This is a genomic window from Desertimonas flava (assembly GCF_003426815.1).
GTDB lineage: Bacteria > Actinomycetota > Acidimicrobiia > Acidimicrobiales > Ilumatobacteraceae > Desertimonas > Desertimonas flava.
In genome coordinates this window covers 50,420-76,338 of the sequence record NZ_QKYK01000012.1, presented here as the reverse complement: position 1 = coordinate 76,338, position 25,919 = coordinate 50,420, and the positions used below count along the sequence as shown (strand labels likewise).

General features: G+C 71.0%; 25 protein-coding genes and 1 tRNA gene. 9 read left to right on the top strand and 17 right to left on the bottom strand.

Annotated features, from left to right (window positions below):
* Positions 1 to 3: 3 nt before the first annotated feature.
* From scpB to aroA, 4 genes are all read left to right on the top strand, one after another.
* Positions 4 to 885 (top strand): SMC-Scp complex subunit ScpB, encoded by an 882-nt coding sequence (gene scpB, locus DN771_RS15265; RefSeq protein ID WP_116998407.1) that lies wholly within the window; start codon positions 4 to 6, stop codon positions 883 to 885.
* A 12-nt stretch (positions 886 to 897) separates the two neighbouring features.
* Positions 898 to 1,698, top strand: a complete 801-nt coding sequence (locus DN771_RS15260) for a pseudouridine synthase (RefSeq protein WP_227462366.1) — start codon at positions 898 to 900, stop codon at positions 1,696 to 1,698.
* Positions 1,699 to 1,797: 99 nt separating this feature from the next.
* Positions 1,798 to 2,880 (top strand): prephenate dehydrogenase, encoded by a 1,083-nt coding sequence (locus DN771_RS15255; protein WP_162941990.1) that lies wholly within the window; start codon positions 1,798 to 1,800, stop codon positions 2,878 to 2,880.
* Positions 2,877 to 4,163 carry a 3-phosphoshikimate 1-carboxyvinyltransferase gene (gene aroA / locus DN771_RS15250; RefSeq protein WP_227462365.1) on the top strand — a complete coding sequence of 429 codons (1,287 nt, stop codon included), beginning with the start codon at positions 2,877 to 2,879 and terminating at the stop codon, positions 4,161 to 4,163. The genes DN771_RS15255 and aroA overlap by 4 nt, the downstream gene beginning before the upstream one ends.
* A gap of 31 nt (positions 4,164 to 4,194) precedes the next feature.
* Here aroA and DN771_RS29560 read toward each other — a convergent pair whose 3' ends face one another.
* Positions 4,195 to 5,028, bottom strand: a complete 834-nt coding sequence (locus DN771_RS29560; RefSeq protein WP_162941988.1) for a class I SAM-dependent methyltransferase — start codon at positions 5,026 to 5,028, stop codon at positions 4,195 to 4,197.
* A 480-nt stretch (positions 5,029 to 5,508) separates the two neighbouring features.
* On the opposite strand from DN771_RS29560, the gene DN771_RS15240 reads away from it, so the two are divergent.
* The gene (locus tag DN771_RS15240; protein WP_116998403.1) at positions 5,509 to 6,054 is read left to right on the top strand and encodes a hypothetical protein; all 546 of its coding nucleotides are present in this window, start codon (positions 5,509 to 5,511) and stop codon (positions 6,052 to 6,054) included.
* Between the two features lie 365 nt (positions 6,055 to 6,419).
* On the opposite strand, the gene DN771_RS15235 is transcribed toward DN771_RS15240, so the two are convergent.
* The 10 genes from DN771_RS15235 to DN771_RS15190 form a co-directional block, all read right to left on the bottom strand.
* Complete coding sequence (locus tag DN771_RS15235) at positions 6,420 to 8,444, bottom strand: hypothetical protein (RefSeq protein WP_116998402.1); 2,025 nt, start codon at positions 8,442 to 8,444, stop codon at positions 6,420 to 6,422.
* Positions 8,438 to 9,016 (bottom strand): HAD family hydrolase, encoded by a 579-nt coding sequence (locus DN771_RS15230; RefSeq protein ID WP_116998401.1) that lies wholly within the window; start codon positions 9,014 to 9,016, stop codon positions 8,438 to 8,440. The genes DN771_RS15235 and DN771_RS15230 overlap by 7 nt, the downstream gene beginning before the upstream one ends.
* Positions 9,013 to 9,816 (bottom strand): ATP-binding cassette domain-containing protein, encoded by an 804-nt coding sequence (locus DN771_RS15225; RefSeq protein ID WP_205528608.1) that lies wholly within the window; start codon positions 9,814 to 9,816, stop codon positions 9,013 to 9,015. Before DN771_RS15225 ends, DN771_RS15230 begins: the two co-directional genes overlap by 4 nt.
* The gene (locus DN771_RS15220; RefSeq protein ID WP_116998400.1) at positions 9,813 to 10,586 is read right to left on the bottom strand and encodes an ATP-binding cassette domain-containing protein; all 774 of its coding nucleotides are present in this window, start codon (positions 10,584 to 10,586) and stop codon (positions 9,813 to 9,815) included. The genes DN771_RS15225 and DN771_RS15220 overlap by 4 nt, the downstream gene beginning before the upstream one ends.
* Positions 10,583 to 11,539 carry an ABC transporter permease gene (locus tag DN771_RS15215; protein ID WP_116998399.1) on the bottom strand — a complete coding sequence of 319 codons (957 nt, stop codon included), beginning with the start codon at positions 11,537 to 11,539 and terminating at the stop codon, positions 10,583 to 10,585. Before DN771_RS15215 ends, DN771_RS15220 begins: the two co-directional genes overlap by 4 nt.
* Positions 11,536 to 12,486 carry an ABC transporter permease gene (locus DN771_RS15210; RefSeq protein WP_116998398.1) on the bottom strand — a complete coding sequence of 317 codons (951 nt, stop codon included), beginning with the start codon at positions 12,484 to 12,486 and terminating at the stop codon, positions 11,536 to 11,538. Before DN771_RS15210 ends, DN771_RS15215 begins: the two co-directional genes overlap by 4 nt.
* Before the next feature lie 111 nt (positions 12,487 to 12,597).
* Entirely contained in the window at positions 12,598 to 14,319 is a 1,722-nt protein-coding gene (locus DN771_RS15205) for an ABC transporter substrate-binding protein (protein WP_116998397.1), read from the bottom strand.
* Positions 14,320 to 14,374: 55 nt separating this feature from the next.
* Positions 14,375 to 15,484 (bottom strand): isopenicillin N synthase family dioxygenase, encoded by a 1,110-nt coding sequence (locus DN771_RS15200; RefSeq protein WP_116998479.1) that lies wholly within the window; start codon positions 15,482 to 15,484, stop codon positions 14,375 to 14,377.
* Between the two features lie 133 nt (positions 15,485 to 15,617).
* On the bottom strand, positions 15,618 to 16,724 hold the full coding sequence (locus tag DN771_RS15195) for a P1 family peptidase (RefSeq protein WP_116998396.1): 1,107 nt from the start codon (positions 16,722 to 16,724) through the stop codon (positions 15,618 to 15,620).
* Positions 16,725 to 16,803: 79 nt separating this feature from the next.
* Complete coding sequence (locus DN771_RS15190) at positions 16,804 to 17,991, bottom strand: M20 family metallopeptidase (RefSeq protein ID WP_116998395.1); 1,188 nt, start codon at positions 17,989 to 17,991, stop codon at positions 16,804 to 16,806.
* 124 nt (positions 17,992 to 18,115) lie between these two features.
* Here DN771_RS15190 and DN771_RS15185 point away from each other — a divergent pair, with 124 nt between their 5' ends.
* Entirely contained in the window at positions 18,116 to 18,808 is a 693-nt protein-coding gene (locus DN771_RS15185; protein WP_116998394.1) for an alpha/beta fold hydrolase, read from the top strand.
* Here the strand turns inward: DN771_RS15185 and DN771_RS15180 are convergent.
* The 4 genes from DN771_RS15180 to DN771_RS29555 all read right to left on the bottom strand — a co-directional run bounded on the left by DN771_RS15180 (position 18,790) and on the right by DN771_RS29555 (position 22,684).
* Complete coding sequence (locus tag DN771_RS15180; RefSeq protein WP_116998393.1) at positions 18,790 to 19,614, bottom strand: SDR family NAD(P)-dependent oxidoreductase; 825 nt, start codon at positions 19,612 to 19,614, stop codon at positions 18,790 to 18,792. The genes DN771_RS15185 and DN771_RS15180 overlap by 19 nt on opposite strands.
* Positions 19,607 to 19,861, bottom strand: coding sequence for a hypothetical protein (locus tag DN771_RS15175; protein ID WP_116998392.1), 255 nt, complete (start codon positions 19,859 to 19,861; stop codon positions 19,607 to 19,609). The genes DN771_RS15180 and DN771_RS15175 overlap by 8 nt, the downstream gene beginning before the upstream one ends.
* 10 nt (positions 19,862 to 19,871) lie before the next feature.
* Positions 19,872 to 20,441, bottom strand: a complete 570-nt coding sequence (locus DN771_RS15170; protein WP_116998391.1) for a hypothetical protein — start codon at positions 20,439 to 20,441, stop codon at positions 19,872 to 19,874.
* 62 nt (positions 20,442 to 20,503) lie between these two features.
* Complete coding sequence (locus tag DN771_RS29555) at positions 20,504 to 22,684, bottom strand: hypothetical protein (protein WP_162941987.1); 2,181 nt, start codon at positions 22,682 to 22,684, stop codon at positions 20,504 to 20,506.
* A gap of 77 nt (positions 22,685 to 22,761) precedes the next feature.
* On the opposite strand from DN771_RS29555, the gene DN771_RS15160 reads away from it, so the two are divergent.
* Positions 22,762 to 23,508, top strand: coding sequence for an inositol monophosphatase family protein (locus DN771_RS15160; RefSeq protein ID WP_162941986.1), 747 nt, complete (start codon positions 22,762 to 22,764; stop codon positions 23,506 to 23,508).
* Between the two features lie 60 nt (positions 23,509 to 23,568).
* Positions 23,569 to 23,645: transfer RNA gene (locus tag DN771_RS15155), tRNA-Val, on the top strand.
* Positions 23,646 to 23,684: 39 nt separating this feature from the next.
* Here DN771_RS15155 and DN771_RS15150 read toward each other — a convergent pair.
* A complete protein-coding gene (locus DN771_RS15150; protein ID WP_162941971.1) occupies positions 23,685 to 24,683 on the bottom strand; it encodes a hypothetical protein in 999 nt (332 codons plus the stop codon).
* Between the two features lie 465 nt (positions 24,684 to 25,148).
* On the opposite strand from DN771_RS15150, the gene DN771_RS15145 reads away from it, so the two are divergent.
* Positions 25,149 to 25,355 carry an LPXTG cell wall anchor domain-containing protein gene (locus tag DN771_RS15145; protein ID WP_116998388.1) on the top strand — a complete coding sequence of 69 codons (207 nt, stop codon included), beginning with the start codon at positions 25,149 to 25,151 and terminating at the stop codon, positions 25,353 to 25,355.
* A gap of 151 nt (positions 25,356 to 25,506) precedes the next feature.
* Here the strand turns inward: DN771_RS15145 and DN771_RS30425 are convergent, their stop codons facing one another.
* Entirely contained in the window at positions 25,507 to 25,896 is a 390-nt protein-coding gene (locus DN771_RS30425) for a helix-turn-helix transcriptional regulator (protein ID WP_227462364.1), read from the bottom strand.
* Positions 25,897 to 25,919 lie beyond the last annotated feature (23 nt).

Genomic DNA, 25,919 nt, shown 5'->3' with positions numbered 1-25,919 from the left:
AGCATGTCCGACCCGTTCGACTCACCGGTCACTCGAGATGCCGGCGCACCCGCTGATCCCGCTGTCGAGGCGGAGGACGACGCGGTCGCCGCTGATGCCGAGGTCACGATTGATGCCGAGGTCGCCACGCCGGTCGAGGCCGAGGTCGCCCCCGAGGCCGAGCTCGCCGCCGACGCTGATGTCGTCGCCGAGGCTGAACCGCGCGCTGACGACGAGCCCGTTGCCGGGGTCGACGTCGTCCCCGCCCAACCCGAACCGCTCGACCTCGGGGAGCCGGCCGAGGTGGCGCAGCCGGAGCTGGCCGCGGTCGGCGAGACGCCCGAGGCCGACTATCTCCGGGCGATCGAGGCGGTCGTCCTCGTCGCCCACGACCCCGTCGCGCCCGACGTCCTCGCCCAGCTCATCGAGCGGCCCGTCGTCGACGTCGAGGCGTGGTGCGAGCAGCTGGCCGAGCAGTACCGGGCCGCCAACCGCGGCTTCGAGCTCGTCCGCGTCGCCGGTGGCTACCGCTACCAGACCCACAGCGACCTGGCCCCGTACGTCGAGCGCTTCCTCCTGCACGATCAGCGGGCCCGGCTGTCGGGCGCGGCGCTCGAGACGCTCGCCATCGTGGCGTACAAGCAGCCGATCTCCCGTGCGCAGATCGCCTCGATCCGCGGCGTCGATCCCGACGGCGTGCTGCGCACGCTGCAGTCGCGCGGCTACATCGACGCCGTCGGCCGCGACACCGGTCCCGGCCAGGCGGTGCTGTTCGGTACCACCCGCGAGTTCCTCGAGCGGCTGGGCCTGGACTCGATCAACGGACTGCCGGCGATCGCCGACTTCATCCCGGGTGCCGACGTCGTCGAGGCGTTGGAGTCCGGGCTCCGCATCAGCAACGACTGAGGCGTTCATCGCGTGACCGAGCCTCCACTCTGGGAGCAGGCGTCGCCGGAGGGCGAACGGCTGCAGAAGGTGCTGGCCACGCGGGGCTGGGGTAGCCGCCGGGTCTCCGAGGAGCTGATCGCCGCCGGGCGGGTCACCGTCAACGGTGAGGTCGCCGTGCTCGGGCGCCGCGTCGACCCCGAGCGCGACCTGATCGAGGTGGACGGGGCACCGGTCGGCACCAAGGCCGATCTCGTCTACTACCTGCTCAACAAGACGACCGGCGTGGTCACCACGGCGAAGGACACCCACGGGCGGCCCACGGTGCTCGACGACCTTCCGCCCGAGCCGCGGGTCTATCCGGTCGGCCGCCTCGACGCCGACAGCGAGGGTCTCATCATCGTCACCAACGACGGCGAGCTGGCCAATCGCATCGCCCATCCGTCCACGGGCCTCGAGAAGGAGTATCTCGTGGAGGTGAGCCTGGGCGGCTCCCGCGAGGTGCCGGCCGGCGCCATCCGCACCCTGCGCGACGGCGTCGAGCTCGACGATGGCCGCACCGCGCCCGCCGAGGTGTCACAGCCGTCGCCTGGCGTCCTGCGCATCGTCATCCACGAGGGCCGCAACCGTCAGATCCGGCGCATGTGCGACGCCGTCGGCTTTCCGGTCGCACGGCTCGTGCGCACCCGCATCGGTCCCCTGTCCGACCGGCGCCTGAAGCCGGGAACGTGGCGGCCGCTGACCGACGAGGAGGTGCGCAGCCTGGCCGTCGCCACCGCGGTGAAGCCGTCGCGAGCCGAGCGCCGGGCCCGGATGAACCGTCGGCCCGACTGATCCGGACGCAGGTTTCGGTCCGGCCTGCGACGCGTCGCCGCCGGTACGGCCGGAATCGGCCGGGGTGGCGTCGCCACCGCCCCGGTACGATCGCACGACGTGACAAGCGACGACGCCGCAGGTGGGCCGATGCGGGCCAACGTGGTCGGCCTCGGGCTGATCGGCGGCTCGATCGCCCTCGGTCTGCGGTCCCACGGTTGGCACGTCAGCGGCGACGATGTCGTCGACGGTCGGGCCGCCGAAGCCGTCCGGCGGGGCGTGGTCGACCAGGCCGGCATCGATGCCGACGCCGACATCACGTTCGTCGCCGTGCCGGTGCTCGCCGCCGTCGACGCCGTGCAGCATGCGCTCAAGGCGACAACCGGGGTCGTCACCGATGTGGGCAGCGTGAAGGGCGCCGTCGGTACCGGTGTCGACGACGAGCGCTTCGTCGGTGGACATCCGATGGCCGGCAGCGAGTTGGAGGGGCTCGACGGCGCCGACGCATCGATGTTCAACGGTGCCGTCTGGGTGCTCACACCCACGCCGGCCACCTCGCACGTGACGCTGTCGATGGTGACCAAGGCCGTGCGCCTGCTCGGCGCCGAGATGGTGGCGATGACGCCGGCGCGACACGACGAGATGGTGGCCGTGGTGAGCCACGTCCCACATCTCACGGCGGCGAGCCTGATGGGGGTGGCGGCCGACGGCGCCGAGGAGCACGCGGCTCTGTTGCGGTTGGCGGCCGGCGGCTTCCGCGACATGACGCGCATCGCCAGCGGGCATCCCGACATCTGGCTCGACATCTGCGAACAGAACCGGCCGGCCATCGTGTCGGCGCTCGACCGGCTGATCGACGGGCTCACCGACATGCGCGAGATCGTCAGCACGTCCGACCGTGACGGGCTCCTCGGCCGTCTGCAGCGAGCACGCGCCGCCCGGAGCAACCTGCCCAGCCGCATCAGCCGGCCGGAGCAGCTCGCCGAGGTGCGCATCCCGATCCCGGACCGCCTCGGCGCAGCGGCCGAGATCTTCACCCTGGCCGCCCGCGAATCCGTCAACATCGCCAGCTTCGAAGTGGTGCATCTGGCCGAGAGCAACACCGGTGTCGCCGTCGTCCTCGTCGACGCCGATGCCGCCGTTCGCTATCGCGACGCCCTGGCCTCGCACGGCTTCCGCCCGGCGATCACCCCGCTCTCGTGAAGCGGCTACGGGCCTTCGGGCGCGCGGTCGAGGGAGCCGTCTCCGTGCCCGGGTCGAAGAGCATCGCCAATCGGGCGCTCGCCATCGCCGCCCTCGCCGGTGGCCAGTCCACGGTGCGCGGTCTCCCCGACGGAGATGACACGACGGCGATGCTGCGGGCCCTCGCCGGCCTGGGCATCGCGTGCGAGACCGCGGCCGACGGTTCGACCACCGTGGCCGGCCGCGGCGGGGCGTTCTCCCCGGTGACCGAGCGGGTGCACGCGGCGCTGGCCGGCACGACGTCCCGGTTCGTCACGGCGCTGGCGGCGCTGGCCGACCGGCCGGTGGTGGTGGACGGCGACGCGCCGTTGCGGGCCCGCCCGATGCGTGCGCTCCACGGCGCCCTCGGTTCGTTGGGCGCCACGCTGACCTACGAGGAGGGCGAGGGCCGGTTGCCGGTGCAGGTGGCCGGTCCCCTCCGGCAGGGGGGATCCGTCGTGCTGCGCGGTGACGTGTCGAGCCAGTTCGTGTCGGCGTTGATGATGATCGGCCCGTGCCTGGGCGGCGGGTTGCGGATCGAGCTGTCGTCGCCGCTGGTCTCGGTGCCCTACGTCGAGCTCACCGCCCGGGTGATGGCCGACTTCGGCGTGCCCGGCGTGGAGGTGACCGCCGATTCGATCATCGTGCCCGAGGGACGGTACGTGGCCCGCGAGTACGACGTGGAGCCCGACGCCTCGTCGGCCAGCTACCCGCTCGCCATCGCCGCCGTGTGCGGTGGAACGGTGACGATCCCCGGGCTGACGATGCTGTCGCCGCAGGGCGACATGGCGTTCGCATCGCTGCTCGCCCGGATGGGGTGCGACGTCCTCCACGGCGTCGACGGCATCGGCATCCGCCGCTCGCTCGACGATCCACTGCTCGGTGTCGATGCCGACATGGCCGACGTGTCCGACCTGGTGCCGACGCTCGCCGTGGTCGGGGCCGTGGCCTCGACGCCCACCACGATCCGTGGTGTGGGGTTCATCCGGGCGAAGGAGAGCGACCGTCTGGGCGACCTCGCCGCCGAGCTCGGCAAGCTCGGCGCGGCCGTCACGGTGACCGACGACGGCCTGCACATCGAGCCGGTGGGCGGGGGAGCTGCCGGGCTCCACGGCGCCATGCTCGACACCCATCACGACCACCGCTTGGCGATGGCGTTCGCCGTACTCGGCACCGTGGTCGACGGCATCGAGGTCGCCGACCCCGACGTGGTGTCGAAGAGCTGGCCCGGCTTCTGGTCGGCCTACGACTCGCTGGTCGCCTGAACCTGGTTCGCCCGATGCGTCGGGCGCGACGTCACAAATGGTAGATCTGGCGCTGCAGGGTCTCGCCGTTGGCGCGGCGATAGCGGGGGGCGACGATCTGGTCGAACTCGATCGGTCGACGGCGGTCGATACGCTTGGGACCGTGGCGCAGGGGAAGCGCGCACAGCGCCGTTACCGCCCGGCTGACGAGGCTCTGGCTCACGTGGTGGTGAGCGTCGGCCTCGAGCGCAGCGGCCACGAACCTGGGATCGAGTTCGCCGACCACGCGCACGTCGACGCGACCGCTCCACGGCAGGGCGATCACGCGATGATCGAACTCGGAGTCGAGCAGCCTGGCCATGCGATCTTCCACGCCCGACCGCTTCAGGTAGCCGGCGATCTCGTCGTCGAACGCCCGCCGCGACTTCGCCTCGAACACCAGTGTCCCGCCATCGGCCCGGACCCACCAGAGGTGGCTCGGGAAGTCGAGGATCTTGGCGCTGGAAGCCTCCGGCACCTCGATGTAGCCGGCCTTGCCCACTCGGGTCATCTCGGCGACGACGGCCGCCGGGTCGGGGACGTGCTCGAGCACATGAGAGCAGACGACGTAGTCGAACACGCCGTCGGCGAAGGGCATGTCGGCGGCGTCGGCGTCGAAGAGCGGGCGCGAGATCCTGGCCTCGGCTCGCCCGGATCGCTGGCCGGCGTGGGTGGCATCGACGTAGCGGTCGAGCAGCACATCGGCCCGCCAGTGTGGCTTGTCCCCGCTGCCGACGTCGAGGACGAGGGCGTCCGAGTCGACGGGGATGGCGATCCGGCGCCGGTAGAAGGAGCTGGCACTCCGTCCGATGCGAGTGCGTCGGAGGAGCCGAGCGACGGAGGCCACCCGAGGAGTCTGCCATCCCGCCCCGGGGGTCAGGTCGGTCGGGCGTTCCCCGCGCGTGCCTGCCGGCAGCAGTTCGCGGGTATGAGGGACCTCTATGTGGTCGCCTCCTGACCCGTGGGGGCCCGATCCGCCCGACGTGCCCCCTGGCCCAGAGGACGACTGGGACGCCGATCTCCTCCCCGAGTACGAGCTGGGGCCGCGGGCGTGGTGGAGCGAACGAGCCGCGGTGATCAGCATCTCGACGGGTGTGGTCCTCGCTCTGGCCGGCCTCGTCGCCGTCGCCGTGTTCGCAGTCGGCCCGACCCAGAGCCAACGGACGATTCCCGAGCCGGACGGGCCCGACCGGCCTCCCACGACGGTGCCGATCATGGCGCCGCCATCCTCGGTGACCACGACCACCGCCCCGCCGGTCGTCGCCCAGGCGGCGACCGTGCCGACGACGCAAGCCCCGGAACTGCCGCGCCGGGCGAATGCGCCGCAATGGGTCCCCCCGTCCTCGTCGACGACGACGAGTTCCACGACGACCAGCTCGACCACGTCGACGTCGACGTCGACCTCCACATCGACGACGTCGACCTCGACCACCACATCGACGACGTCGACCTCGACCACCACATCGAGTACGACCACGACGATCTCGCGAGTGATCCTGCCGACGACCACGAACGAGCCCTCGACAACGACGTCGTCGTCGACGACCACGTCCACCCCGGCGTCCTCGACCACCCCATCGAGCACCTCCACGTCGACCTCGACCTCTACCTCTCCCTCGACGACATCGACGACATCGTCCACGACGACCACGAGCACCAGCACGACATCGAGCACCACGACGACGACCACGTCGACGAGCACCAGCACCACGAGCACGACACTCGCTCCCGGGGCCTCGACCACCAGCACCTCGGTCACCACGGGCCCACCACCCCCGACACCGCCCGCATGAGGTGCCGATCGTCCCGCAATCCGGCACGATCTCGACCCCGGGCGACCCGTTGCCTTTACCGCATTCCGGTGCTGCTCTGATCGCGTTTTCGGTGGCCGGGTGGACGCTGGACAACGTCGAGAATCTGGGGCTCGATCGTGCCATTCGATGATCGGGGGCTGGATCGTGACGAAAACCGTCACGATCCAGCCCCCGAAACATCCCCCACGAGCCGCGCCGGCGTCGAAACCCCGAGGTAGGTGACGGAGAGTGCGGCAACCGCAACCGGCGACCCAAACCGCCCCGTCGCACCGACAAGGTGCCGACGACCGACGACGGCACTCCAGCCTCAGGAGCAGACAATCGTGCCGAAGCCAAGCGATCACACCTGTGCCTGACCCACAGGTCCGACAGGAGAGCCCGAAAACGCGACCGGAGACGGCTGAGAATCGGGATTCTGGAAGCGTCAGTCGATGGGGACGCCGTAGTCGTAGCCGGGAGGGATGCGGTCGCAGTCGTCGACGCCGCTGGGGATGATCGGCCGGAGGTAGATCGCCATGCGGTCCTCGTCGGCCCGCTGCTCCAGCTCCGCCCACTCGGCGAGGTCCGCCCGCAGCTCGTCGGCGCGCTCCTCGTCGAGATGCACGGCACCGAGGTAGGCGAACCCGTTGAGGAAGTCGGCGAGACCGCGGGCGTCGGCGCCGTCGGTCTCGCGGGCCCGCTCGACGAGCGGCGGGACCTCGGCATCGAACCACTCGACCTGGTCGTCGTCCACGACGACCGTGCCGTCGCGGAGGTACTCGCCGAACGCCGTCGCCAATTCGAGCGACCGGCGGGCCTCGGCGACGGTGAGACCGGGCACGGCGGCGAGCAGGGTGCCGGCGGTGCCGACCGACAGCGCGTCGCCGCCCTGGCGAAGCGTCAGCAACCAGGCGGCCGTCCCGTCGTCGCATCGGCCCGCGCCGAAGCGCGAGATGTTCGTCGAGCCGGGGGAGAAGCGGAAGTCGATGCCGTGGGACTGCAGCTCGGCCAGCATCGTGTAGCGGACGTGCCGCGCGCCGCCCGGGTCGACGAGGACGGGGGCGTCGAAGTGGTACCGATCGAGCGAGTCGTCGAGCTCGTCGAGCAGGTCGGGTGCGTGGGTTCGGGCGACGGCCCACTCGTGGCGAGTCTCGGGGAGCTGGTTGGTCGGCCGGTACAGGGGGACCGCGACCGCCGCGATCCCGACGGCCCCGAGCCACGGCGCGGCCCGGCCGAGTGGTGACGCCTGCGAGGCGTGTGTCGTCGCCGACAGCTGCCACATGAGCCACGACACGCCCTGGCCGATGATGGGCGAGGCGATGAAGACGCCGACCGGCCAGGCCCAGTAGTAGTTCTGGGCGATGATCCCGAACTGCTCGGTCGGGGGGATCTGTGCCGTCGCGTAGGCGCCGGCGCCGAGCACCACCAGCGCAACCGCGGCCATCGGCGCCCGGGCCGACGAGGTGCGCCGGGCGGCGACGATGACGAGCACCAGGAGTGCGGCCCACACGACCAGGGCGACGACCGAGGCCCACAGCGACGGCCGGCTGCCCTGCCGCAACATGTCGCCCATCGATCCCGGCACGAACAGCGGTGGGACGAAGCCGGTCTCGGCCAGCAGGCGCAGGCCTCGCGACCAGCCGACCGGCTCCTGGGTCCCGGTGTCGCGACGGAGCACCTCGGCGAGGTTCCCCGAGCCGACGAGCTGGTCCCACACGGTGGGCAGCCAGCAGGCGACGGCCACGGCCCCGGTGACGATGGCGACCCCGGTGAGGTCGGCGAGGCGACCGCGGTACCGCACGACGAGGGCGATCGCGGCCGACAACGCCGCAGCCGCTGCCTGGTAGGCGTAGGTGAAGTGGGTCTGCAGCACGAAGCTGGCGACGAAGACCATCCACGGAGCGGCCCAGCGGTCGCCGTGCCACACTGCGGTGGCGAGCCACAGCAGGCACCACATCGGCAGCACGAGGGCGAGCTGCTGGCGGGCCTCGATGAGCATCAGGCTGCCCATGTCGAGTTGCAGCAGCACGGACCCCGCCATCGCGCCCATCACACCGGCCGGGCCGAACAGGCGACGGCTGACGAGCCACACGCCGGCGATGGCGGCGATGTTGGTCAAGCCGACGCCGAGGGCCGTCCCCCAGTAGGGGTCGAGCTTCGTGAACGGCGCCAGCACGTCGAGCTGGAGCGGGCCCAGGTTGTTGACCCAGACGCCGGCGCCTCTCGAGCCCATCGACCACGCACCGACGAGGGGGTTGTGTGAGGTGGCGACGTCGCGGGATCGAACCGTGAAGTAGGCGGCGTCGAAGAGCGGCACCCAGCCCGTCGCGACGGCCCGGACGATCATCACGATGGTCGGGAGGACGGCGCCGGCGAGGGCGACGAGCTCGGCGGGAAAGCGTCGGCGACGGTGGGCAGCGGCGGGTGAAGGAGGAACCGTACGGTCGGGCGTGAGTTCGGCGACTACCACGTCGCCAGCCGCGCCGCCACGGCGGCGAGGTCGGGGGCCGCAGGGTGGTCGCCGCGATAGCTGCCCCATCGATCGAGGACGATGCCGCGGACCCCCACTCGGGCGAAGGCCGTGATGTGCTGCGGGCCGTCGTCGATGGCGACGCAGCTGCGCGATTCCAGACCGAGGCGGGCCAGGACGACGGTCTTGTCCTGTGCGAGGTTGATCGTGTCGACGACGATGCCATGCCGGTCGAGCCAGTGTTGGGTGGCGTCGAACGCCTCGGCCTCGATGCCGCGGACGTCGCGCGCCGTGACGACGTGGATGCGATGGCCGGCGTCACGGATGGCGGCGACGGCGTCGACGACCTCGTCGTACGGATCGCCCGACCACCACAAGCGACGCTCGCGGACGCCCTCGCCGAGGAGTTCGACGAAGTCGTCGTAGCCGAGTCCCCAGTCGCGGTAGAACTCCCAGTTGGTGGTGTCGAGCTCCAGCGGCCGGCCGAGCTGCTCGGCGGCGTACGTGGTGAACAGCTCGGGCAGCGGGTACAGCACGCCGTCGACGTCGAGGAGGATGTCGAGCCGGTTCATGGGAGTCGCGGCACGGCGGCGACGAGCCGTCGGGTGTAGTCGTCGGTGGGATCGCGGAAGACGTCGGCCGCTCGACCACGCTCGACGCAGCGGCCGCGATGGAGCACCAGGACGTCGTCGCACAGCGTGTTGATCACCCCAAGATCATGGGACACCATGACGAGGCTGAGGTGGAATTCGCGCATCAGGTGGGCGAGGAGGTCGAGGATCTGTGCCCGAACCGAGACGTCGAGCGCACTGACCGGCTCGTCGGCCACGAGGACCCGGGGTCGAGGGGCGATCGCTCTGGCGATGGCGATGCGCTGCTGCTGGCCACCGGAGAACTCGTGCGGGTAGCGGTGCCGGGCGTCGGGATCGATGCCCACGGCGGAGAGCACCTCGACGACCCGTTCGGTGTGGTCGCCGTCGACGTCCAGTCCGACGAGCGGCTCGCGGACGATCGACGCGATCGTCATCCGCGGGTCGAGCGAGCTGAGCGGGTCCTGGAACACGATCTGCACCTCGCGTCGCAACCAGCGCAATGACGCCGGGGGGCCGGGCCGGACGTCGCGGCCGCGGTAGGTCACGGTTCCGGCGGTCGCCTTGTCGAGGCCGAGGAGGATGCGGGCGAGCGTCGACTTGCCGGAACCGGACTCGCCGACGATGCCGATGGACGCGCCGGCGGGGATGTCGAGGTCGACGCCGTCGAGGGCGCGGCGCTCGCCCCGGGCCCCGAACAGTGAGGTGCGGGGGAGCCGGTAGACCCGTTCGATCCCGCGAGCCGACAGCAGCACGTCGCCGGAGACGACGGGGCTGGTCACAGTGCGGTCTTCCTGGCGGCGGCGAGCAGCGAGGTGGTGTACTCGTGGGTGGGCGAGGCGATCAGGTCGGCGGCCGACCCCGACTCGACCACGCGGCCTTGGCGCATCACGAGCAGCCGGTCGGCGACGATGGGGACGAGGGCGACGTCGTGGGTGATGAACAGGAGTGCCGTCGACTCCTGCTGGACCAGATCGGCGAGCACGGTCAGCACCTCGGCCTGGACGGTGACGTCGAGCGCCGTCGTCGGTTCGTCGGCGATGAGCAGCGCCGGCCGGCAGGCGAGGGCCATCGCCATGCCGACGCGTTGGCGCTGGCCGCCCGACATCTGGTGCGGGTAGGAGCGCACGATCCGTTCCGGCTCGGGCAGGCCGACGCGCTGGCACAGCTCGATGGCCGCGGTGCGTGCGGCGGATCGACTCATGCCGTGGTGGCGGCGAAGGGGTTCGGCGATCTGCTTGCCGACGCGCATCAGCGGGTTGAGCGACGTCAGGGGGTTCTGGAAGACCATGGCGATGTCCTCGCCCCGTGTCTTCGACAGCTGCCGGTCGGTCCGGCCGATCAGCTCGGTGCCCTCGAACACGATGCTGCCGGTGACGGTGGCGGTGTCGGGAGCGAGGCCGATGATGGACAGCGCGGTGATCGTCTTGCCCGAGCCGGACTCGCCGATGATGGCGATCCGCTCGCCGGTGTCGATGGCGAACGAGACGTGGTCGACGACGACCTGGTCGCCGAAGGCCACGGTGAGGTCGGTGACGGTGAGCAGGCTCACAAGAGACTCGCTTCGTCGACCACGGTCACCACCGGCGCTTCGTCGGCGACGACGCCCGGTGCTGCGCCGCGTCGCCCGCTGAGGCGCAGGCGCGGATCGATCGCGTCCCGAAGGCCGTCGCCGAGCAGGTTGAAGCCGAGCGTGGCGATCACGAGGACGATGCTGGTTGGAACGGCGGAGCCGAGGTGGGCGGTGATGCTCCCCTGCAGCTCGCCCAGCGTGCGGCCCCACGAGGCCCGGTTGAGCGATGACACGCCGAGGAAGGCGAGCGACGTCTCGGCCACGATCGCCAGGCCGGCGATCAGCGAGAGCTGGACGATGGCGACCGGCGCCACGTTCGGCAACACGTGGCGCCACGTGGTGCGCCACGTGGACGTACCCGACGCGGCGGCCGCCATGATGTAGTCCTGCGTCATCACGCGCAGCCCCTCTCCGCGGACGATGCGGGCGAGGGCGACACCGAATCCGACCCCGAGGGCGAGCGTGATGACGAGGACCGATGCCGAGAAGACGCCGACGAGGACGAGGGCGAAGATGAGCGTCGGGATGGCGATCATCACGTCGACGAAGTAGGCGATGGGGTCGCCGAGGCGGCTGGGCAGCACGGCGCTGAAGATGCCGAGACCGAGCCCGACGGCGGCGGCGATGGCGGCCGTGACAAGGGCGACGAACAGACTGACGCGGCTCCCTTCGAGCGCCTGGGAGAAGAGGTCCTTGCCGGCGCCGTCGGTGCCGAACCAGTGATCACGCGAGATCGGCAGCCACTTGTCGGTGGGCACCACCTCGAGCGGGTCGTAGGGGACCCAGAACAGCGACACGATCGCCGCGGCGACGATGATCGACACGAAGATCAGACCGATGCGGCCGCTCCACGACCGCCAGATGGCCGTCAGGATGCCGACCACAGCATTGCCCGGCCCGGACGGGCGAACGTCGGGCGTGGCGTCGGTCATCGGGCGAGCCGCAGGCGGGGATCGACGAGATGGTGGATGACGTCGACGAGGAAGCCGATCACGAGGACGGCGGCGACGAGCAGCAGGAGCGTTCCCTGCACCTTGTCCATGTCGCGGTTGCTGACGTCCTTGAGGAGCATCTGGCCGACGCCGGGAAGGTTGAACACCCGCTCGATCACCACGACGCCGGCGAGCAGCCCGGCGATCTGGATGCCGACGACGGAGATGACCGGGACGGATGCGTTGCGCATCCCGTGGAGCAGCAGCGCCCGCCCGCGGGTGAGGCCCTTGGCGCGGGCCGTGCGGATGTAGTCCTGGTTCATCACTTCGATCGTCGAGGTCCGCACGAACCGCATCAGCACCGCCGTCTGGGCCAGCGCCAGGGTCATCGTCGGCAGCACCATCGACCGGATCGAGCGGCCCCAATCGTCGCTCCAACCCTTGCGGGGGAAGCCCTGCGACGGCAGCTGGAACCTGCCGCTGAGGGCGGCGATCAGCACGATGCCCACGATGAACTGCGGCGTGGCGAACCCGATCTGACTGCCGGCCGAGAGTGCGACGCCGTCGGCCTTGCGGTGACGCATCGCCGCATACATCCCGAGGGGGAGCGAGACGGCGAGCGACACGACCGTCGACGCGGCCACGAGGGGGCCGGTGATCGTGAGCTTCTCGCCGAGCTGCGACGTGACCGACGACCTGGTGAGCGCCGACTGCCCGAGATCGCCCTGCAGGACGCCGCCGATCCACTCGAAGTACTGCGTGAGGAGCGGCCGGTTGAGGCCGAGCCGCTCGCGAATCGCGGCCAGGTCCTCCTGGGACGCCTCGAGACCGCCGACGGTGGCGGCGAGATCCCCGGGGATGACGCGCAGCAGCAGGAACACCACCACGCTGGCCACCGCGAGGGCGACGACGAGCAGGCCGAGTCGTCGCAGCAGGAACCAGAGCACGGTCAGAATCTAGGCAATCGACGTCCCGGACGCAGGGGGCCCGGACGAACGGCGGGCGGCACCACGAGGGTGCCGCCCGCCATCGTCATCGCGGTCCGATGCGGAGCCGGCTCAGCTGGTGACGGCCACGCCCGTCACGTCGAAGCGCGAGTTCGCGTCGAACGTCGGGTAGCCGTAGATGCGGGTGTTGGCGACGATCACGTCGTCGTACACGATCAGCACGTTGGTGGCCGCGTCCTCGGCGATAATCGCCGCCGCCTGGCGACGCAGCTCGTTGGAGGCGTCGACGTCGACCTCGAGCCGGGACTGGTCGAGCAGGGCGATCACCTCGGGGTTGTTGTACTGCCAGTAGTAGTCGGGGTTCCCGTAGTTGAAGATGTCCCGGGGCTCGACGTGCAGCACGGCCGTGAGGTCGTAGTCGTGGTTGGTGTACACCTGCTCGAGCCACGTCGGGAACTCGACGAGCTGGAGGTCGACCGTGATGCCGACGTCGCCGAGCTGCGACACGACGTAGTCGGCGATGCTCTGCGGGTAGTGGTTGGGAACCACGAAGCTGAGCGTGAGTCCGTCGCCGTAGCCGGCTTCCTCGAGCAGGGCGCGGGCCGCGTCGGGGTCGTACGGGTAGAGGCCGGTGAGGTCCTCGTACCACGGGTCGAACGGCGGCACCGGAGCACCGACGATGGTGCCGTAGCCGTTGAACAGCGCCTGGACGCCGGCCTTGTCGATGGCCTGCGTGATGGCCTGGCGGACCCGCTGGTCGGAGAGAACCTCGCCGCCGTTGTTGTAGCCGAGCGTGAACTCGCCGTTGGACGGCCCCGACGTGATCACCCAGTCGGGATTGTCCTCGAACTCGCCGATCAGGTCGGTGTTGACCGCCACGGCGATGTCGATGTCCCCGTCGCTCAAGGCGTTCACGAGGGCGTTGGGTTCGGGGTAGAACTGGAACACGACCTCGGCCACGTTGGCGGGCTCGCCCCAGTAGTCGTCGTTGCGCTCGAGCGTGATCGACGAGCCCTGGCTCCACTCGGCGAGGGTGAACGGTCCCGTGCCGTTGGCCGACGTCTCGACATCCGTGGCGCCTTCGTTGAGCACCACGCCACCGCGGCGCGACAGGTTGAACGCCAACTCGCTGTCGGGCTGGCTGAGCGTGAGCACCACGGTGAGGTCGTCGGGCGCCTCGATGGTCTCGACGCTGGAGAAGTCCTCCTTGTTGACGCCGTTGGCCTTGGTCTCCTCGAGCGTGGCGACGACGTCGGAGGCGGTGAGCGGGTCACCGTCGTGGAACGTCACGCCCTCGGGCAGCGTGAACGTGTAGGTCAGGCCGTCCTCGGAGATCTCGAGCGAGGCGAGGCCCGGTGACGTGGTGCCGTCCGGCGCGCCGGTGAGGAGCGTCTCGTAGACGTTGTCGAGGAGGAGCTGCTCGAGGGCGGCACCAGCCTGGTGCACGATGTCGAGGTTGGTCGGCTCGAGCACGATGCCGATCGCCGCGGTGCCCTCGGTGTCGATGTCGGCCGGCAAGGTGGCGGCGGGTGCCTCGGGCGCTGCCGTTCCGGGTGCGTCGGTCGCTGCCGGAGCGCTGGACGACGGAGCGTCGGACCCCGGGGCCTCGCTACCGGGAGCGTCGGTGCCCGGGGCGTCGGTGCCCGGGACGTCTGTGCCGGGAGCGTCGGTGGCCGGAGCCTCGGTGCCCGGGACCGACGTGTCGGGACCGGTGGGCGGCGACGTGGCGCCGGCTGCGGTGGCGGCCGCCGTCGCGCCGAGGAGGGCGACGACGATGGCTGCGGCGGTGCGCCGGCGGGCCGGCTGGGGCGGGGACGTGCCTCGACGGAACATGGTTGCACTGTAGTGCGATGTAATCCCGATCCAACAAGTCGGGATTATGGGAGAGTCACTCCGCGCTCGACGTCACCGACCAACGCCCGGCTGCGAGCAGGTCGGCGTGGTGGATCTCGGCGACGTCGGGATGGGCGCGCAGCCGGACCTTGAGCGAGTTGTCGCCGTAGTTGGCGAGGATCGGGTTGTCGGGGTCGACGCTCTCGCCGCCGCTCGCCTCCGCTGCCAAGGCCGGGGGCAGGTCGACCGGAGCGAGCGTGGCCTCCAACCGGGGATTGAAGAAGTAGGCGAGCGACACCCGGTCGGTCCCCGGCGGCGGGCTGACCACGCGGTGCACGGTGGCTTTGAAGTAGCCCCGCGTCACCAGCTGGAACATCTCGCCGATGTTGACGACGAACGCGTCGGGCCGCACGGGGACGTCGACGAACGTGCCGTCGCGCTCAACCTGGAGACCACCCACATCGTGCTGGTAGACGAACGTGAGGAATCCCGTGTCCCGGTGCGCTCCCACGCCTTGCCGATCGGCGACTCCGTCGCTTTGCCGATCGGCGACTCCGTCGCTTTGCCGATCGGCGACTCCGTCGCTGTCGTTGCCACCCGGGCTGTCGCTGGGCGTGCGGTAGCGGATCACCTTGAGCAGCACCTCGGGCGGGCTGACGGCGTCGGCGAAGCGATCGGGGCGCTGTCCGAGGGCTTGGCTCATCGCCTGCAGGAGCACCGCCCCGACGCGCTCGAGGTGGTCCATCCACACGGTCATCGTTGGGCGCAGCTCGGGCAGCGCGCTCGGCCAGAGGTTGGGCCCACGCAGGCGCAGCCACGCCGGATCGTCGGGACCGAGGTTCGGTGGGGGCAGCTCGCGGCCGATGTCGATCTGGTCGCGCAGGTCGGCCCGGCCGTTGGTGTGCTCGTGGCCGAAGCGCGTGTAGCCGCGGAACTGTGGGGATTTGACGTTGTCGATCTCGAAGCGGTCTTCGTCCGGGAGGGCGAAGAAGCGTTCGGCCACCTCGGGGGCCTCGGCGAGCAGCTCGTCGGGGACGCCGTGGCCGACGAGCTGGAAGAACCCGATCGTGTGCACGACGTCGCGGAGTCGCTCGACGAACAACTCGGCGGACACGCCGCCATGCTCGAACTCCCGCAGATCGAACACCGGAAGGTCGGTCGTCATGCCACCCACGCTAGGGCTCGGCCAGAGGCGTGACGATCTGGGCACCGTTTGTGCCGTCGCCGGGTCGATCGGTGTCCAGATCGGCGAATGACACGATCGGTGCCCAGATCGGCGGGCGGCAGGATGTGACGGATCAGCGGGAGGTGACGGCGGACGGGAAGCGGTTGCCGTAGCTCAGCATGCTGCCCGCACTGGTGGCGGCGAGGGCGGCGTGAACGATGGCCCGGGCCACGGTGTCGGCGGCCGCGGCGAACACCGGGATGAGGTCGAGTGGGCGTGATGTCCACGGCCGGATCGCCCCGTCGGGCTGCGCCGGCGGATCGGCGTCACCGTCGGTGGACGAATCGGTCTCGAACGGCAGCGTCGCACGAGGCACCGGCAACTGACCGGTCGCCAGGGAGAACACCACGTCGCCATCGACGTACTGGTGGATCGGGTCGATCGCTCGGGCCATGCCGTCGTGGGCGCAGCCCGCCATGCGGGTCAGTTCCGCCTTGCTCATCGCCACGTCGGTGGCGACCACGGCCAGCGTCGTGTTCAGCGAGGGTCGGCTGAGCGGCTCGTCGAGGTGCCGGCGCAGGTCGGCGCGGCTCGGGGCGCGCACGTGGGCGAACTCGTCGCCGAGTCCCCGTTCGAGTGCCCAGAGCTCGCCGGTGCGGGGGTCGAAGATCGACCCGCTGGAGTTGAGGGCCACCAGCGCGGCCACGGTGACGCCGGACGTCAGCACGACGCTCGCCGAACCGATGCCGCCCTTGAGGAGTTGGGCGTGAGCGCCGGTGCCGGCGCCGACGGTTCCTTGCGCCACCCGGCGAGACGACGCCGCGGCGGCGGCCCGCACGCCGAACGAGGCGTCGGGCCGATTGGCGAATCGCCCGCCGGCGCCGAGGTCGAACAGCACGGCGGTCGGCACGATGGGAACGACGTGATGGGGCTCGGGCCCGACCCGGAAGCCCTGGTTGCGATCGGCCAGCCAGCCCATCACGCCGTCACCCGTCGCCAATCCGTAGGCGCTGCCGCCGGAGAGGCAGATGGCGTCGGGCGACTCCACCATGTTCTCGGGGCGCAGCGTGTCGATGTCCCGGGTGCCTGGCCCTCCGCCGCGCACGTCGGCACCGCCGATGGTGCCGGGCGGTGGCAGCACGACCGTGGTGCCGGTGAGCCAGCCGCGGCCACGGCGCTGGTACTGCCCGACCCGGATGCCGGCGACGTCGGTGATGTCGTTGTGCGCCCCCGGCCTCACTCGGTTCCCCCCACGTTCTTGTACTGGTTTCGTCCCGCGTACGGGTCAGAACCAGTACAGGAACTCGATGGTGCGGCGGTCATCCGGCGAGGAAGTTGTGGGCGGCGGCGACGTAGACGTTGGCGTGGGTGACGAGGTCGTCGACCTCGACGAACTCGTCCGCCTGGTGGGCGATCCACTTGCCGCCCGGTCCGTAGACGACGGACGGGATGTGCCCGCGCGACGTCAGCATCGTGCCGTCGGTCGCTCCGGGGACGCCGCCGAGCCGCGGCGCGCTGGCCGCCACCGAGGCGTGGGCGTCCCAGATCGCCGTGACGAGCGGATCGGTCTCGTCCACCTCCACCGCCGGGCGGTCGTCGATGACCGAGATCTCGACGCCGACGCCCAGCTGCTCGGTCGCCGCCGAGGCCGTGGCGCCGACCTCGGCGATCAGCTCGGCGTGGTCGATGGCGGGCACGGTGCGCACGTCGAGCCACATGGACGCACCGGCGGGCATGACGTTCATCTGCACCGGCTCGCCCGCGCGCAGGACGGTCGGTGTGATCCACGTGAGGCCGAGGTGCTCGTGCTCGCCCGGCGAGGCCTGCAGCCGTCCCTCGAGCTCGGCGAGGGCCGCGATCGTCGCGGCGAGGGCCCGGTTGGGGTTACGGCCCTCGAACGGCATCGCGCCGTGGGCCATCGCCCCGAGGAAGTCGAGCCGCAGTCGCAGCGCGCCCTTGGCGACGTGACAGATCTCGCCGCCCTCGGGCTCGCAGCAGATCGCCCCGTCGACGCCGTCGGTGTGGCCGTTGGCGACGAAGTGCTTGGCGCCGGTCATCATCCCCTCCTCGTCGACGAGGGCGGCGACGACCAGGCGGCCGGGGAAGGATCCCGAGCGCACGACGGCGTCGGCGGCGAACAGCATCGCCGCCACGCCCGCCTTCATGTCGGCCGCGCCGCGGCCCCAGATCCGCCCGTCGCGCAGCTCGGCGCCGAACGGGTCGACCGACCAATTGCCGTGATCGCCCTCGGTGACGACGTCGGTGTGGCCCTCGAACATGAGCGTGCGACCGGGACGGTCGCCCTCGAGCACGGCGATCACGTTGGGGCGCCCGGGCTCGACGAGCTCGAGGCGCGGTTCCCACCCGAACGAGCGCATCTGCTCGGCGACGAGCTCCGCCGCCGGTTCCTCGCTGAGACCCCGAGCCGGGTCGTACACACTGGGGATCCGCACGAGCGCCTGGGTGAACGCCACCAGTGCGTCGACGTCGATGGTCGGGGTGCTCACGACGCCGACTGTACGACGACCACCGCCTGCGGGTGGTGTTCACCGCCCGCAGGCCGTGCGGGTCGTGAACACGACCGGCAGCCAACGAGCGATGAGTCGTCGCCCCCGCCGCCGTCTGAGTGGCATGTCCACCTTCGTCCTCATCCCCGGCGCCGGCTCGTCCGCGTGGTACTGGCACCTGGTTACACCCCTGCTCGAGGCTCACGGCCACGACACCGTGGCGGTCGAGCTGCCCTATGGCGACGAGTCGGCGGATTTCGGCGACTACGTCAAGGCAACGCTCGACGCCATCGGCGAGCGGCGCGACCTTGTCGTGGTCGGCCACTCGCTCGGCGCGTACACCGCCACGCTGGTGTGCGCCGAGCTCCCGGTCGACCTCCTCGTACTGGTGGCCGCGATGGTGCCGCGGCCCGGCGAGTCGGCGGGGGACTGGTGGGCGAACACCGGCCATTCGTCTCCCGAGCCGTTCGACGAGGTGGAGGTGTTCCTCCACGACGTGAGCGAGGAGCTGGTCGCCGAGGGCTGGGATCACGTCGGTGAGCAGGCCGGGCGGCCGTTCGAGGACCCGTGGCCGCTCACCGAGTGGCCCGATGTGCCCACCCGCTTCCTGCTCTGTCGCGACGACCGCTTCTTCACCGCCGAGTTCCAGCGCCGGGTCGTGCGTGAGCGGCTCCGCATCGAGCCCGACGAGATGGGCGGTGGACACCTGCCTGCGCTCGCCCGCCCCGCCGAGCTCGCCGACCGGCTGCTGCGCTATGTCGGCGAGCTGGACGCCCACCGGGACGACTGGCGGATCGCTCAGACGTTGGGGGAGTAGCGACCGTCGGCGGCGGTCCAGCCGCCGTCGACGAAGAGCGTGGTGCCCGTGACGTAGCTCGACGCGTCGGACGCCAGGAAGACGGCCGCCCCGACGAGCTCGCTCGGCACCGCCCAGCGCCCGAGGATCGCCTTGTCGGCGTATGCCTGGTACCAGGCCGGATCGTCGGTGATCGGCTTGGTGAGCGGCGTCTCCACCACCCCCGGGGCGATCACGTTGGCCCGGACGCCCGACGGCCCGAGTTCCGCGGCCAGCGTCTTGAACAGCATCACCGTCGCCGCCTTCGTGGCCGCGTAGGCGCCCTGGCCGGGTTCGGTGGTCTGGGACCGCACGGACGAGAACCCGATCATCGATCCGCCGCCGGCCTCAGCCATCGCCCGGCCGAAGGTGCGGCACAGCCGGAACAGGCCCTTGATGTTGAGGTCGACGACACGGTCGAGCTCGTCGTCGGTGTAGTCGACGATGCGCTTGCGCACGTTGATCGACGGCGTGGTGACGAGCACGTCGGGGGCGCCGGTGATGGCGAGCACACGGGCCGGGTCCTCGGGCTCGAGCAGGTCGAGCCCGAGGGCCTCGGCCGGCGGCACGTCGGCCCCGGTCGCGGCGGCGCTGGCGTTGATCGCTTCGGCCGTGACGGTGGCGGCGTCGAGCCGGGAGTCGGCGCAGGTGACGCGCGCGCCGAACGTGGCGAGACCCACGGCGATCGCTTCGCCGATGCCGCTGCCCGAGCCGACGACGAGTGCAGTACGTCCGTCGAGCCGGAACAGACCCGGGTCGACGATGGGTGCGGCAGACGCGTCAGGCATCGGGTTCTTCAACGGCGTCGAGGAAGGCTTCGACGTCGTCCTCGTCGCCGCCGACGAGCCAGATCACCCGGCTCTCCTCGGCACTGAGATCGGCATCGTCGTCCTCCCAGGGGAGCACGCCGTCGACCGGGTAGCGGTCGACGGTGATGTCGTCGGAGTCCTCCTCGACGGGAGCGACCACGGCCAGCTCGACCTCGAGATCTCCGGGATGGTCGCTCAGGATGTCGATCAGTTCACGCACCAGCATGGGCGGAGTATTACAGGTCGCCGAACCAGTTCTTCGCCTGTTCGAGCAGGAACAGGCTCACCCGCTTGCAGCGTTCCAGATCGTTGGCCACGCTGCCGTCGTTGTTGAGGTACACGTCCGAGAGGTCGACGCTGGTGCGGGCCACCAGACTGAGCGATCGTTCGGCGGCGTCGGTGACGTTGGCGAACGAGTCGATGGCCGACACCTCGACGGGCAGCTCGACGCCGCCCACGCCGGCGAGCTCGGTGGCGAGCACCAGCAAGTCGGGCGGTTCGGGCAGCGGCGGCAGCGTCCACGTGAACACGAGCGGGAACGTGAAGCCGGGCGGCGGGGACTCGTCGATGTCGGCCAGCTTCATCACCTCGTCCTCGAACCCGAGCATCGCCCGCGGGTCGACGTCGAGCGACAGGTGCAGGTCGATCGGGCCGCTGCACGCCTCCTCGGGATGAAGGTCCACCTCCCACAGCTGGCGCAGGGAGTACGTCTCGACGAAGTGTCGTTCGTCGTGAACGTGGAATCCGTGGTCGATGGCCTGGCTCTTCAGATCCGCGACGAATCCCGCCACATCGATGACTGCCACGCCGAGAGGCTAACCCGGATGTCGCCGCACCGGCGAGGGCGTGACCGGTGCACCTCGGGGTGTCAGGGGATGAGGTCGAGGGCCTGCGACGGCCCGCCGCTCACGTCGATCGGCGTCGCGCCATCGACGGTCATCACCGTGGACGTGACCACCTGGTTGACGATCGGGACGACGGTGACGGCGGCAGCCGACTCGGCGAGGGCGGGGTCGCCCGTGAAGAAGTCGGGGATCACGAAGTAGCCGTAGGCGTACCCGGCGTTGGCCGGGGTCTGGGCGGGCCACGCCGTGAAGGCGGCCGTGTTGGATGTGTCGGCGGCGGTGGCCGGGGCGCAGCGCGTCGAGCCGTCGGGGTCGTGGAACTCGATCGTCATCGGGTGACTGGCGGCGGCCGCCGGGTCGACGGCGGCGCCCTGGGAGAAGCGGACGTCGACGTAGGTGACGGCAGGGTCGGTGGTGACGATCTCGATGACGAACGGGATGACCGCCGATCCCTCCGGCGCGCAGGTGGACGGCCCGTTCCAGATCTCGTCGGCGTCCGCCGGCTCGGCAGCCCGGCCGACGGCGATGAGGACGTCGGCGGTCTGACCGTTGTCGTTGGTGGCGGCACCGCGGTAGGCCACGACGAACGGGATGCCGGCGTCGAACGGCACAGCGACGGTGTCGGGCGGCGGCTCGCTGGTCGGCGTCGAGTCGAGAGTCGTGTCGGGCGTCGACTCGACGGTCGTGTCGGGTGTCGAGTCCGGTGTGGTGTCGGCGGTGGTGGCCGGCGTGGTGTCGGCGACGCTGCTGTCGGCCACGGTGTCGACCGACGTGTCGCCAGTCGTCTCGACGGGCGTGCCGGCGGTCGTCTCGACGGTGGTGGCGTCGGTCGTGTCGGCCGGCGCCGAGGTGGTCGAGGCCGGTGCCGTGGTCGCGGTGACGGTCGTCGAGGTGGCGGGCGCCGCGGTGGTGGCGGTCGTCGACACACCGGGTGAGGTCGTGGCGACGCCGGCCGCCGACGTGGTCACCGGCACCGACGAGTCGGCTGCGGCCGGTTCCGACGTGGCCGGGAGGACCGGCTCGGTGGTGACCGGCTCGGTGGTGGCGGGCTCGGTCGTGTCGGACGGCTCGGAGGTCGGCGGGGCCGTCGACGTGGCGGGCAGCGTCGGCACGACGGTGTCGGGCAGCGAGATGTCGGGAACGGAGATGTCCGGGCCGGGGCCGCCGCCGGCGAACGTGCCGTCGCGGCGGGCGTCGTCGAGGTCGGTGGTGTAGCCGACGGCGCCACCGATGACGGGGATGAGCAGGCTGGCCAGCGCACCGGCCAGGAGGGGACGGCCGGCCAGGCCCACCGAGCGGCGGTTGAGGGCGGCGATCGTGACGGGCACGCCCACGCCGAGCAAGAGGAGGGGAAGGACGGAGACCTCGGCATCGGCGTCGCGGATGGGCAGCGACCACCAGAGGTCGGTGGGCACGACGCGGGTCCCGAACAGGTTGGTGCCGGCGAGCAGACCCATCGTCGCGCCAGTGGCGAACCCGCCGATGGCTGCGCCGGTGCCTACCTGCGTCATGCGGTGGCGCTCCGTCGAGACGCCGAGCGTCGCCGCCCATGCCGCCGCCGTGAACGCACCCCAGCCGAGGGCACGCAGCAGCGAGGCACCCGACAGGACCGTGTCGTCGATGGCGTTGAAGTGCGTCTCGGTGCTGCCGAACACGAACGACCCGACGACGCCGCTGACGGCGCCGGTGAGGGTGCCGAGGCCGGCACGCTGCAGCGCTCCCGGTCCGCCCATGAGGAGACCCCAGAGCCCGCCGGCGACGGCCAGGGCGACGGCGGGCACCCAGTAGCCGCGGCCGTCCTCGTAGGCGTTGCGCAGCCAGGAGTTGGTCAGGAACCAGACCACGTAGGTGGCGATGACTGCACCGCCGATGACCGCGGCGACCACCCACCACGGCGGTGAGCCGCCGGCCGATCCGGTGCGGGGTTCCAGGGGGTCGAGGGGGTTCGGCGGCGACCAGCTGCGCAGCGGCTGGTCGACCACCTGGGTACTGCCGCGCCCGCCGCCCCCAGGAGCGTCGTCGCCGGCGCCGCCGAGCCGGGGCGGGCCGCCGGCCGGGCCGGGCGTGACCGGGATCTCTTGGGTGATCGGCCGCGATGGCGGCGGCGGAGGTGGCGGGCTGGCCGGGGTGGGCCCGCCGGGCGGCGGGGGCGGAAGCGAGCCGGATGGGTCGCCGCTGGGGGGTGGGCCGAAGGGGGAGGTCATAGCTAGCTTCGAAGAGTGCGAACAGTGTGGCAGACGGCCGCGGCGGCCTGCGCGGACATTGAGACGGGCGCGCGGACGTGAGTGTTCCCGCGGATCCGGCGCTGACCGTGCTCCACCGAGTGGCCGACGAGGTGGCGCGACGACTCGGCACGATCACCGATTGGGGGATGTCGGGGGTGCGGCCCGGGCAGTACCTCGCCGATGTCGCCGTGGACGACGTGGCCGTGGAGATGTTGCTCGACGCCGGCTTCGGCGTGCTGTCGGAGGAGAGCGGGCGGTCGGGCCCCGAACGCGACCGGGTCGTGGTGATCGACCCGATCGACGGGTCGACCAACGCCAGCCGCGGTGTGCCGTGGTTCGCCACCGCCCTGTGCGTCGTCGACGACGCCGGACCCGCCGTTGCGTTGGTGGTGAACCAGGCCTCGGGTCAGCGGATCGAGGCCGTGCGTGGGGGAGGGGCGTGGATCGGCGAGCGCCGGCTCGTGGCCTCGGGCCGCCGCTCGCTCGACGGCGCGGTCGTGGGCGTCAACGGCCGGCCGCCGGCCGATCCCGGGTGGTGGCAGTTCCGTGCCTTCGGGGCCTCGGCCCTCGATCTCGCCCTCGTCGCCGGCGGCTCGCTCGACGGGTTCATCGACTTCGACGTCGAGGCCCACGGTGTGTGGGACTTCCTCGCCAGCACGCTCATCTGCACCGAGGCCGGCGCCCACGTCACCGATGCGTTGGGACGTGAGCTCGCCGTGGTCGATCACGACGCCCGCCGCACGCCCGTCGCCGCGGCGACGCCCGAGCTCCTCGACGCGCTCGTCGCTCTCCGGCAGGCGTGATCCGTCGCCGAGACCGAGCGGCCCGGGCCAGGCTGGCCGCTAGGCTCGGACACTCGCTTCGGGCGCATAGCTCAGCTGGTTAGAGCACTGCCCTTACAAGGCATAGGTCGGGGGTTCGAGTCCCTCTGCGCCCACCAACGTGGACGGTGGGCGTCGCGCGGTGCGACGACCGCGGATCATCCGGCGGGAACCGGAGGTAGCGCGACGACGGTGGGGCAGCCGATTCCGAGCGTTTCGATGACCGGACGGCGGACGATCCCGTGGTCGGTGGCTTCAGCGTGCAAATTCTCGTACGGCCGGTTCGGGTCGTCGTCGTGGAGGGCTGGGTTGCCGGCGTTGAACTCGATGAACCGAGTCACCGCATTCATCGCCGCGTCATCGAGCACACCGTCGATCGCGCCGGGATCGAACCCGGCGGTCGACAACGCCTGTTCCAGCAGCAGCGCCTCCGCAGGGTGCGCCGAGGCCACGGCCAGCTCGGTGCCAACACAAGCTTCAGCCCCGGGAGCAGCGTCGGGTGCTGGCGGGGTGTCTGGCCGCGATCCTTCCACGACGGCGGGGCGACCGGCGTCGTCCCAGACCACCTGTTGGCTCCGGAAGACCGACGGGCAGCAGTTCGGATCGTCGGCTCCGAACGTCACGTCATCGACGACGACGACACCGTCGGAAGTGACCACGTGGGTGGCACCCGGCTCGGCGATCACGGCGGCGGCGATGGTCGGTCCGACGTGGAACTCGGACGGGACTGACGCGGCCGGCGCATCGTCCGACGGGGCAGGCAACTCCATCACGAGATAGAGCTGCTGGGACAACGCGGCGCCTGGGCCGCCGGCAACGCATGCCAGCTGGACGAGGACGAATCCATCGCGACCCGGAACCTCCTCGGCGCTGACCACCTCGACGTCGAGCTGGTCGGCGTCGCCGTTGTGTGTCTCGGGGCGAAAGCTGCCGTCAGCGAGCTCGATCTCGTTGACGGCGCCGCAGGCGATGGCGTAGGTGTGGTTTGCCCAGTCGATTCCATCGACGACCAGTGAGTCGGCCACAGCCATGGTGGGCGGCGACGGCTCGGGCTCGGGGCTCACACCCGCCCCGCCGCCGGGACTCAGCGCCAGCGTGACGCCCGTCGCGCTGGCCGCCGCCAGCAACCCGCGTACCATCAGATCCTGTCGAGCCATTGAGCCCACCTCCGTCGAAACGTGCACATCTCGTGACGCGCCCGGTCGATGGACCGTACCGCGAACGGCCATGACGCGACCAGGCGTCGGTGAGGCTGCTGACGGCTTCGGTGAGCCGATCGGCCCGCCCGGTGTAGGCGATGCGGATGTCGTCAAGCTGGGTCTCGCGGACGCCGACCGCCGCGCTCTGTACGTGTGCCATCTCGCCGGCCGCACGATCAACAGACACTGCACGGTGCGGTCGACGCGCTCGAGCTGCTGAGTACTTCCTGACCGCGCACGCCGTCGACATCGAGGACACGTGAGAGCGTCGGCGACGAGATCGGTCCGCATGTGATCGGCCACGGACCAGCCGATCACCCGCCGGGAGAACAGATCGATCACGGTGGCCAGGGAGCCTCCCGCGTCGGTGTTACGGCCGCGCCGCAATCTGACTGATGGGCATCAGGTCGGCGGGCGGGCGCGATGAATCGTCAACTGCCGGCGACCGGAGTGAACAGCCTCGTCACATTGCTGATGGCGGTGAGCGTGATCGTCACTGGCTCGGTGATCGTGCTCGCGGTTCGCCGTCGGCGTTGTGCCGCGGGCTCCCTTCACGGCGCGGGCGATCTCGAATCCGGCGCGGGGCAGGCCCAGGTCATTGAGGATGGACCGCCTTTGAGCGGCTGTTGAGGCGGTCGCGGAGCGTCTGGCGGTGGACTCGCGGCTGCACCGGCACCGCCTCGGCGGGATCCTCCTACTGGTCGATGCGGTCGGAGAACTTGGGCCACCGTGCGCTTGCTGCCCAGCGGTGTCGACGATCGGGTCGTCACCGGCGCGACGTTCAGCCTTCGGGATCTCGTGCGAGCGATGCGCCCGATGCCACGGGTCGACCGCCCGGCGGTCCAGCCGTCGGAGCGATGGCGCTGAGCAGCTCGCCGATGACGTGCTCGCGTTCGAGCGGATGGCGCAGCGGGCGGTCCGGATCGATCGTGTAGTGGTTGCGCCGTCCAACCCGCTCACGACGTACGTAACCGGCGTCGACGAGCTCGGTGACGATGCGGTGCGCCGCCCGCTCGCGGATCCCGACCCGCTCGGCGATCTCCGAGAGCAGCACATCCGGATCCTGAGCGATGCACACCAGCACATGCCCGTGGTTCGTCAGGAACGTCCAGCCGGCATCGGCACGTTGGGTGCCGACACCCGATGTCGCCGCGGTCGCTGAACGGGGCACCCGTCCATCGTAGAGCTGCACCC